Origin of the sequence: Streptomyces sp., assembly GCF_031181705.1 — a bacterium.
In the GTDB taxonomy this organism is placed as follows: Bacteria; Actinomycetota; Actinomycetes; order Streptomycetales; family Streptomycetaceae; genus Streptomyces.
Map to the genome: position 1 here is coordinate 24,882 of NZ_JAPSKN010000055.1, position 6,947 is coordinate 31,828.

Genomic DNA, 6,947 nt, shown 5'->3' on the forward strand with positions numbered 1-6,947 from the left:
TCAACCCCACCACCACCCTCGACCCCCTCTCCTCCCTGGCCAAGGGCTGTGCCGACGCCGCCGCCTGGACCGTCGACAAGCTCAGCGACGCCGTGAAGGAGACCGCCAACGTCGACTTCACCAACCCCAAGTTCCTCCAGCAGTACGCCGTCGTCTTCGCCGCCTCGACGATCCTCACGCTCCTGCTCTGGCTCCTGGCCGTCGCCAAGCGGGCCGTCCGCGGCGTGCCCCTGACCACCGCCCTGTCCGAGGCCATCGGCTTCCTCTGGCTGACCGTCCTCGCCTCCGCCTTCACCCCCCTGATCCTCTACACCGTCGTCTCCGCGACCGACGGCATCACCGAGGTCCTCGCCAAGGCCACCGGCGACCAGACCGACGCCTTCTTCGGCACCTTCTCCGAGGCCCTCAAGAAGGGCGAGGACATCGGCGGCGGCCCGATCATGCTGATCGTCGTCTCCCTGGTCAGCATCCTCGCCGCCGGAGTCCTGTGGCTGGAGCTCGTCATCCGCGCCGCCCTGCTCTACGTCGGCGCCCTGCTCGGCACCGTCGTCTACGCCGGCCTCGTCGACAAGAACCTGTGGGGCCACGTCCGCCGCTGGGCGGGCATCATGATCGCGGTCATCCTCATCAAGCCGGTCATCGTCATCGTGCTCGGCCTCGCGGGCGCCCTGTCCGCCGACGACGGCCCCGACGCCTTCTCCGCCGTCGTCTCCGGCCTCGCCATCATCCTGCTCGCCATCTTCGCCAGCGCGATGATCTACCGCTTCGTCCCCGGCTTCGGCGACGAGATCGCCGGCTCCCGCAACAACCGCATCATGCAGGGCGCCGAGAGCAAGGCCGCGGCCGTCATCAGCTCCCCGGCCTCCCTCGTCGCGCAGGGCATCAAGACCCACAGCACCCGCGCCGACCACAACGGCGGAGGCGGCCAGTCCTCCGCCCCCCGCCCCAGCAACCCCGCATCCGGCGGGGTCGCCGCGCACAGCGCGCGCACCTCGAACGGCGGCGGCGGATCTGTCCCCTCCGCCGCACCCGCACCCCGTTCGAGCAGCCCCGTCAACACACCCCACGCCAGCAGCACCCGCAACAGCAGTACCAACCGCACGGGAGGTGAAGGGCGTTGACGACCGAGTCCCACGTGTCCCATCCGGTCACGCCCCGCCGGACATACCTGATCGGCCGCGCCCGGCCGAACGCGATCATCGGCCGCAACCGCGAGACCGGCGAGATCGCCCTGATCGTCGTGGGCGCGTTCCTCGGCATGATGTGCGGACTCCTCGTCCCGGTGCTGTCCCTGCGCATCGTGCTGCTCGCCGGGTTCCCGATGCTGGCGCTGGCCGCGGTCTACGTTCCGTACAAGCACCGCACGTTCTACAAGTGGTTCGAGATCAACCGCAGCTACAAGCGCACCCTCAAGCGGGGCGCCACCTACCGCTCCACCGCCGTCGAGGCCGGCACCCGGCTCGACGGCCGCGAGGTCGAGGTCGGCCCGCCCCCCGGCATCGGCCGCATCACCTGGCTCTCCGCCCCCTTCGGCCCCGACGAGATCGCCGTCCTGCTGCACGCCGACCGCAAGACCGTCACCGCCGCCATCGAGATCGAGGGCCCCGGCGTCGGCCTGCGCGACAGCGAGGACCAGGAGGCCCTGGTCGACCGCTTCGGCACGCTGCTCAAGCACGTGGCCAACGGCGACGGCTTCGTCACCCGCATCCAGATGCTGGCCCGCACCCTCCCCGCCGACCCGGACGCCCACGCCAAGGACGTCGCCGTCCGCGGCGACGACAGGGCCCTGCCCTGGCTGCAGGAGTCCTACGACCAGCTCCAGTCGATGGTGTCGACCAGCAGCGAGCAGCACCGCGCCTACCTCGTCGCCTGCATGCACTACACCCGCGACCTCGCCGCCGAGGCCAACGCCATGGCCCGCGCCGCCCGCGCCCACGGCGGCAAGGTCGACCGCGACGCCGGACTGGCCGTCGTCATGGCCCGCGAGCTCACCGACATCTGCTCGCGCCTGCAGGAGGCCGACATCCGCGTCCGCCAGCCGCTCGGCCAGAGCCGGCTGTCCTCGCTGATCCACTCCATGTACGACCCGGACCACCCGATCGACCACATCCAGGCGATGACCAAGCGCAACGCCTGGCCGGCCGAGCTGGACGCCATGGAGCCCACCTACCTCCAGGCCAAGACCCGCGAGTCCTCCACCCGCGCCCCCTGGTGCCACGCCACGGCCTGGGTGAAGGAGTGGCCGATGACCCCCGTCGGCGTCAACTTCCTCGCCCCGCTGCTCGTCCACACCCCGGACGTCATCCGCACGGTCGCCGTCACCATGGACCTCGAACCCACCGAGGTCGCCATCGAGCGCATGCTCACCGAGAAGACCAACGACGAGGCCGAGGCGTCCCGCGCCGCCAAGATGAACCGCACGGTCGACCCCCGCGACGTGGCCGCCCACTCCCGGCTCGACCAGCGCGGCGAGGACCTCGCCAGCGGCGCCGCCGGCGTCAACCTCGTCGGCTACATCACCGTCAGCTCCCGCTCCCCCGAGGCCCTCGCCCGCGACAAGCGCACGATAAGGGCCTCGGCCGGCAAGTCGTACCTCAAGCTCGAATGGTGCGACCGCGAGCACCACCGAGCCTTCGTGAACACCCTTCCCTTCGCCACCGGCATCCGGAGGTAGGACCTGATGCGGGATCCGCTGTCCGTCCTCACCGAGGCCTTCACGTCCTTCCTCTTCGGGAAGGTCGAGACGACCCGGCTCCCGGTGCGCACGTCGACGGGCCAGGCCCAGGCCGTCTACCTCCCGACCGCCGCCCCCGGCCTCGGCGACTCCGGCGTCATCATCGGCCGCGAGGTGTACTCCGGCAAGGGCTACATCTACGACCCCTTCCAGCTCTACGGCCAGCAGCTGCCCGCCCCCCACTGGCTGGTCCTCGGGGAGTCCGGCAACGGCAAGTCGGCGCTGGAGAAGACGTACGTCCTGCGCCAGCTCCGCTTCCGCGACCGCCAGGTCGTCGTCCTGGACGCCCAGGGCGAGGACGGCGTCGGCGAGTGGAACCTCATCGCGCAGGAGCTGGGCATAACCCCCATCCGCCTGGACCCGATGGCCGCCCTGGACATGGGGATCCGCCTCAACCCGCTCGACCCCGCGATCACCACGACGGGCCAGCTCGCGCTGCTCCGCACGATCATCGAGGTCGCGATGGGCCACGGCCTGGACGAGCGCTCCGGCTTCGCCCTCAAGGTCGCGCACGCCTACGTCAACGCGACGATCACCGACCGCCAGCCGGTCCTCACCGACATCGTCGAGCAGCTGCGCCACCCCGAGCCCGAGTCGGCCGAGGCGATGAACGTCGCCATAGACGACGTCCGCGCCTGGGGCCTCGACGTCGCCCTGGTCCTGGACCGCCTGGTCGACGGCGACCTGCGCGGCATGTTCGACGGCCCGACCACGGTCGGCATCGACCTCGACGCCCCGCTCATCGTCTTCGACCTGTCCCACATCGACCGCAACTCCATCGCCATGCCCATCCTCATGGCGATCGTCGGCGTGTGGCTGGAGCACACCTGGATCCGCCCCGACCGGAAGAAGCGCATCTTCCTCGTCGAGGAGGCCTGGCACATCATCAACAGCCCCTTCGTGGCGCAGCTGTTCCAGCGCCTGCTGAAGTTCGGCCGACGCCTCGGCCTGTCCTTCGTCGCGGTCGTCCACCACCTCTCCGACGTCGTCGACGGCGCGGCCGCGAAGGAGGCCGCAGCGATCCTGAAGATGGCGTCGACCAGGACGATCTACGCCCAGAAGGCCGACGAGGCCAGAGCCACCGGCCGGGTCCTCGGCCTGCCCCGCTGGGCGGTCGAGATCATCCCGACCCTCACCCCCGGCATCGCCGTCTGGGACGTCAACGGCAACGTCCAGGTCGTCAAACACCTGGTCACGGAGACCGAACGCCCGCTGGTCTTCACCGACCGCGCGATGACGCAGTCCTCCGCCGACCTCGCGGACGACGCCCTGCGCGCCGCCGAGATCGAGGCGGAGGAGAGGGCCGCGGCCTTCGTGGAGCACCACGTGGGCGACTCCGAGTCGACGGTGGCGTAGGCGCAGGGGAGGGACGCGTGAGACCGGACGACCGCCGCACCCCGCGGGACACCCAGGGAGGCATCCCCGACGGCCTGCTCGTCGGCATACTCGCGTTCCTCCTCGGCATGACCCTGCTGGTGTGGACGGCCACGGGCCTGGCCGGCCTGTTCGCCCACGGCTCCTGGCCGTCCGGCGTCACCTTCGTCCGCACGCCCCTGGCCATGCGCCACCTCATCGCCCAGCCCCACGACGTCCCCGGCGCCTGGCCCGGCACACCCCCCGGCGACCTCTCCGGCTACGGCCTGTTCTGGGGCCTGCTCATCGGCCAGCTGATGATCCTGATCGTCCTGACGGTGTTCGTGATGGGCACGCTGGCCAGATGGCGAGCGGTCCGGGCGGGACGCCGGGTGGAACGGACGACACCGCCCGAGGAGCGGACAGCGGCCGCACACGGCACGAACACACCGACGCCGCCGCACCAGTCCCCGGCGCCTCACGGCGCACCGGCCTGGGAACAACCACCACCGCAGCACGCCACCCCGGCCACGGCCCACCCGGGCACACCGGCCCCACACGGGACACCGGCCCCGGCCGGGGCCCACCACGACGCCCCCGCCCCACCGCCGCACGCCACCCCGGCGCCGGCGCAGCACGACGTACCCACGCCCCGCCGCGCCGCCCCCGAGCCCCCGCACCTGCCGGAGCCGGCCGCGCCCCTGGCCCCCACCCCGGCGGCCACGCCCGCCCTGTTCGGCCAGGGACGAGTGGGCGGGTGGGAGAAGATCCTCGTGGCCCCGAGGGAAACCCGCCAGACCACCGCCACCCAGGCGGTCCGCGACGCGGAAGGCCCCGCCCTGGTCGTCACCTCCAACCCCGCCCTCTGGCAGGAGACGAAGGACCCCCGCTCAAAGCTGGGCCCCACCCACCTCTACGACCCCACCCACCTCTGCAACACCCCGTCCCGCCTCCACTGGTCCCCCACCAGCGGCTGCGAGGACCCGCGCACCGCGGCGACGAGAGCCACCGCCCTGCTCACCCCGGTGCGCCCCACCGCCAAGCTCGACCAGGCCGTCACCGACACCGCCACCACCCTCCTGCGGAGCTACCTGCACGCCGCCGCCATCGACGGCCGGACCATCCGCCACGTCCACCGCTGGTCCCAGGGCACCCAGATCCAGGACGCCGTCCGCATCCTGCGCACCAACCCCAAGGCCGCCCCCGGCTCCGCGGGAGAACTCGAAGGCGCCCTCACGGCCCACCCCGAACGCCGCGACGTGGCGCAGCAGTTGACCACCCGGGCCCTCGCCGCGCTCTCCACCGTCAACATCCGCGAGGCCTGCACTCCCAACCGAACTGATGCCCTCGCCTTGGATTCCTTCGTCCACGAAGGGGGCACGCTTTATGTGGTCGGTGAATCCATCGAGGACCCCAGGACCAACCCGGGCGCGATGCCCTTCCTGACGGCCCTCGTCTCCAGCGTGGTCGAGCGCGGCCGGCGCATGGCCGAACGGTCATCCTCCGGTCGCCTCGACCCACCACTGACCCTCGTCCTGGACGACGTCGCGGCCGTGGCCCCACTGCCCCAGCTCCCGGAGCTGCTGGCCACCGGAGCGGACCGGGGCCTGCCCACGCTGGCCCTGCTCCGCTCCCGCGAACAGGGCCGCGCCCGCTGGCCGCACGACGAACTACCCGTCTGACAGCGGCGCCCCCACAGAGTCCCGCTCCAGCACGAACTCCAACTCCCGCTCCCCGGACTCCCCGAGCTGCACCGTCACCCCACTGGGCACGAACCCCACCCGCCGGTAGAACCGCTGCGCCCGCCCGTTCTCCTCGTGCACGATGAGCCGCACCCGCTCCAGGCCCCGCCCCCACGCCCACTCCAGGGCCGCGTCGAACAGCACCTCGGTCAGCCCGCTCCCGCGCTCCTCGGGCCGCACGAACACACCGACCAGGTGCCCCTGCTTCCGCTCCACCGCGAACCCGGCCCAGTCCGTCGTCCCCGGCTCCTCCACGAGCACGGTCACCGTCGCCACCCACCGCCCGTCCGGCCCCTCGGCGATGATCTGCTGTCGCGCGTCCACGCCCTCGGCGGCACCGGCCGTCCGCTCCCGCCAGAAGGAGTCCGGCTTGGCCACGGCCTCCTCGTACGTCTCCAGGAAGGCGAGGTGCGCCACCGGGTCCTGCAGCGCCGCGAGCCGCAACTCCCTCGCCGCAGGCCACTCCTCAGCACGGACGGACCGGATCACATAGCTCATGCGGCCCACCGTAGTACCCCGGTACGACACCCCTCACCCCGATAACCACCGCCGGTCCGACGCCCGCCGCCCCCGCACGCACCAGCATCGAACCATGCTGACCGCACACGAACTGACCAAACGCTACGGCGACCGGACGGTCGTCACGGACCTGTCCTTCACCGTCCGCCCCGGCACCGTCACCGGCTTCCTCGGCCCCAACGGCGCCGGCAAGTCCACGACCATGCGCATGCTCCTCGGCCTGGACACCCCCACCCGGGGCCACGCCACCGTGGGCGGCCGCTCCTACGCCGCCCACCCCGCGCCCCTGACCGAGGTCGGCGCCCTCCTGGAGGCCCGCTCGGTCCACCCCGGCCGCACCGCCCACGACCACCTGCGCGCCCTCGCCCACACCCACGGCATCCCCCGCGCCCGCGTCGACCACGTCCTCGGCCTCACCGGCCTGACCGACGTGGCCCACCGCCGCGTCAAGGGCTTCTCCCTCGGCATGGGACAGCGCCTCGGCATCGCCGCCGCCCTCCTCGGCGACCCGGCCGTCCTCCTCCTCGACGAGCCCGTCAACGGCCTCGACCCCGAGGGCGTCCTGTGGATCCGCACCCTGCTCAAGTCCCTCGCCGCGG

At 72.2% G+C, this 6,947-nt stretch carries 6 protein-coding genes; 5 read left to right on the plus strand and 1 reads right to left on the minus strand.

What is annotated here, in order from left to right; genetic code table 11:
* The 4 genes from RIN80_RS13410 to RIN80_RS13425 all read left to right on the plus strand — a co-directional run.
* On the plus strand, window positions 1–1,121 hold a 1,121-nt coding region (locus tag RIN80_RS13410), incomplete at its 5' end, for a hypothetical protein (protein WP_309095791.1).
* Window positions 1,118–2,674, plus strand: coding sequence for an SCO6880 family protein (locus RIN80_RS13415; protein ID WP_309095792.1), 1,557 nt, complete (start codon window positions 1,118–1,120; stop codon window positions 2,672–2,674). The genes RIN80_RS13410 and RIN80_RS13415, both read left to right, overlap by 4 nt.
* Before the next feature lie 6 nt (window positions 2,675–2,680).
* Complete coding sequence (locus RIN80_RS13420; protein WP_309095793.1) at window positions 2,681–4,090, plus strand: ATP-binding protein; 1,410 nt, start codon at window positions 2,681–2,683, stop codon at window positions 4,088–4,090.
* Window positions 4,091–4,107: 17 nt separating this feature from the next.
* Window positions 4,108–5,769 (plus strand): TraM recognition domain-containing protein, encoded by a 1,662-nt coding sequence (locus RIN80_RS13425; RefSeq protein ID WP_309095794.1) that lies wholly within the window; start codon window positions 4,108–4,110, stop codon window positions 5,767–5,769.
* On the opposite strand, the gene RIN80_RS13430 is transcribed toward RIN80_RS13425, so the two are convergent.
* On the minus strand, window positions 5,758–6,327 hold the full coding sequence (locus tag RIN80_RS13430; protein WP_309095795.1) for a GNAT family N-acetyltransferase: 570 nt from the start codon (window positions 6,325–6,327) through the stop codon (window positions 5,758–5,760). The genes RIN80_RS13425 and RIN80_RS13430 overlap by 12 nt on opposite strands.
* A 94-nt stretch (window positions 6,328–6,421) precedes the next feature.
* Between RIN80_RS13430 and RIN80_RS13435 the strand changes: the two genes are divergently transcribed.
* Window positions 6,422–6,947, plus strand: a 526-nt coding sequence (locus RIN80_RS13435) for an ATP-binding cassette domain-containing protein (protein WP_309095796.1), incomplete at its 3' end; no start/stop codon positions are given.

Coding starts and splice junctions, on each gene's coding strand:
- RIN80_RS13430 (WP_309095795.1), bottom strand. CDS start 6,327: ATGAGCTATGTGATCCGGTCCGTCCGTGCTGAGGAGTGGCCTGCGGCG.
- RIN80_RS13420 (WP_309095793.1), top strand. CDS start 2,681: ATGCGGGATCCGCTGTCCGTCCTCACCGAGGCCTTCACGTCCTTCCTC.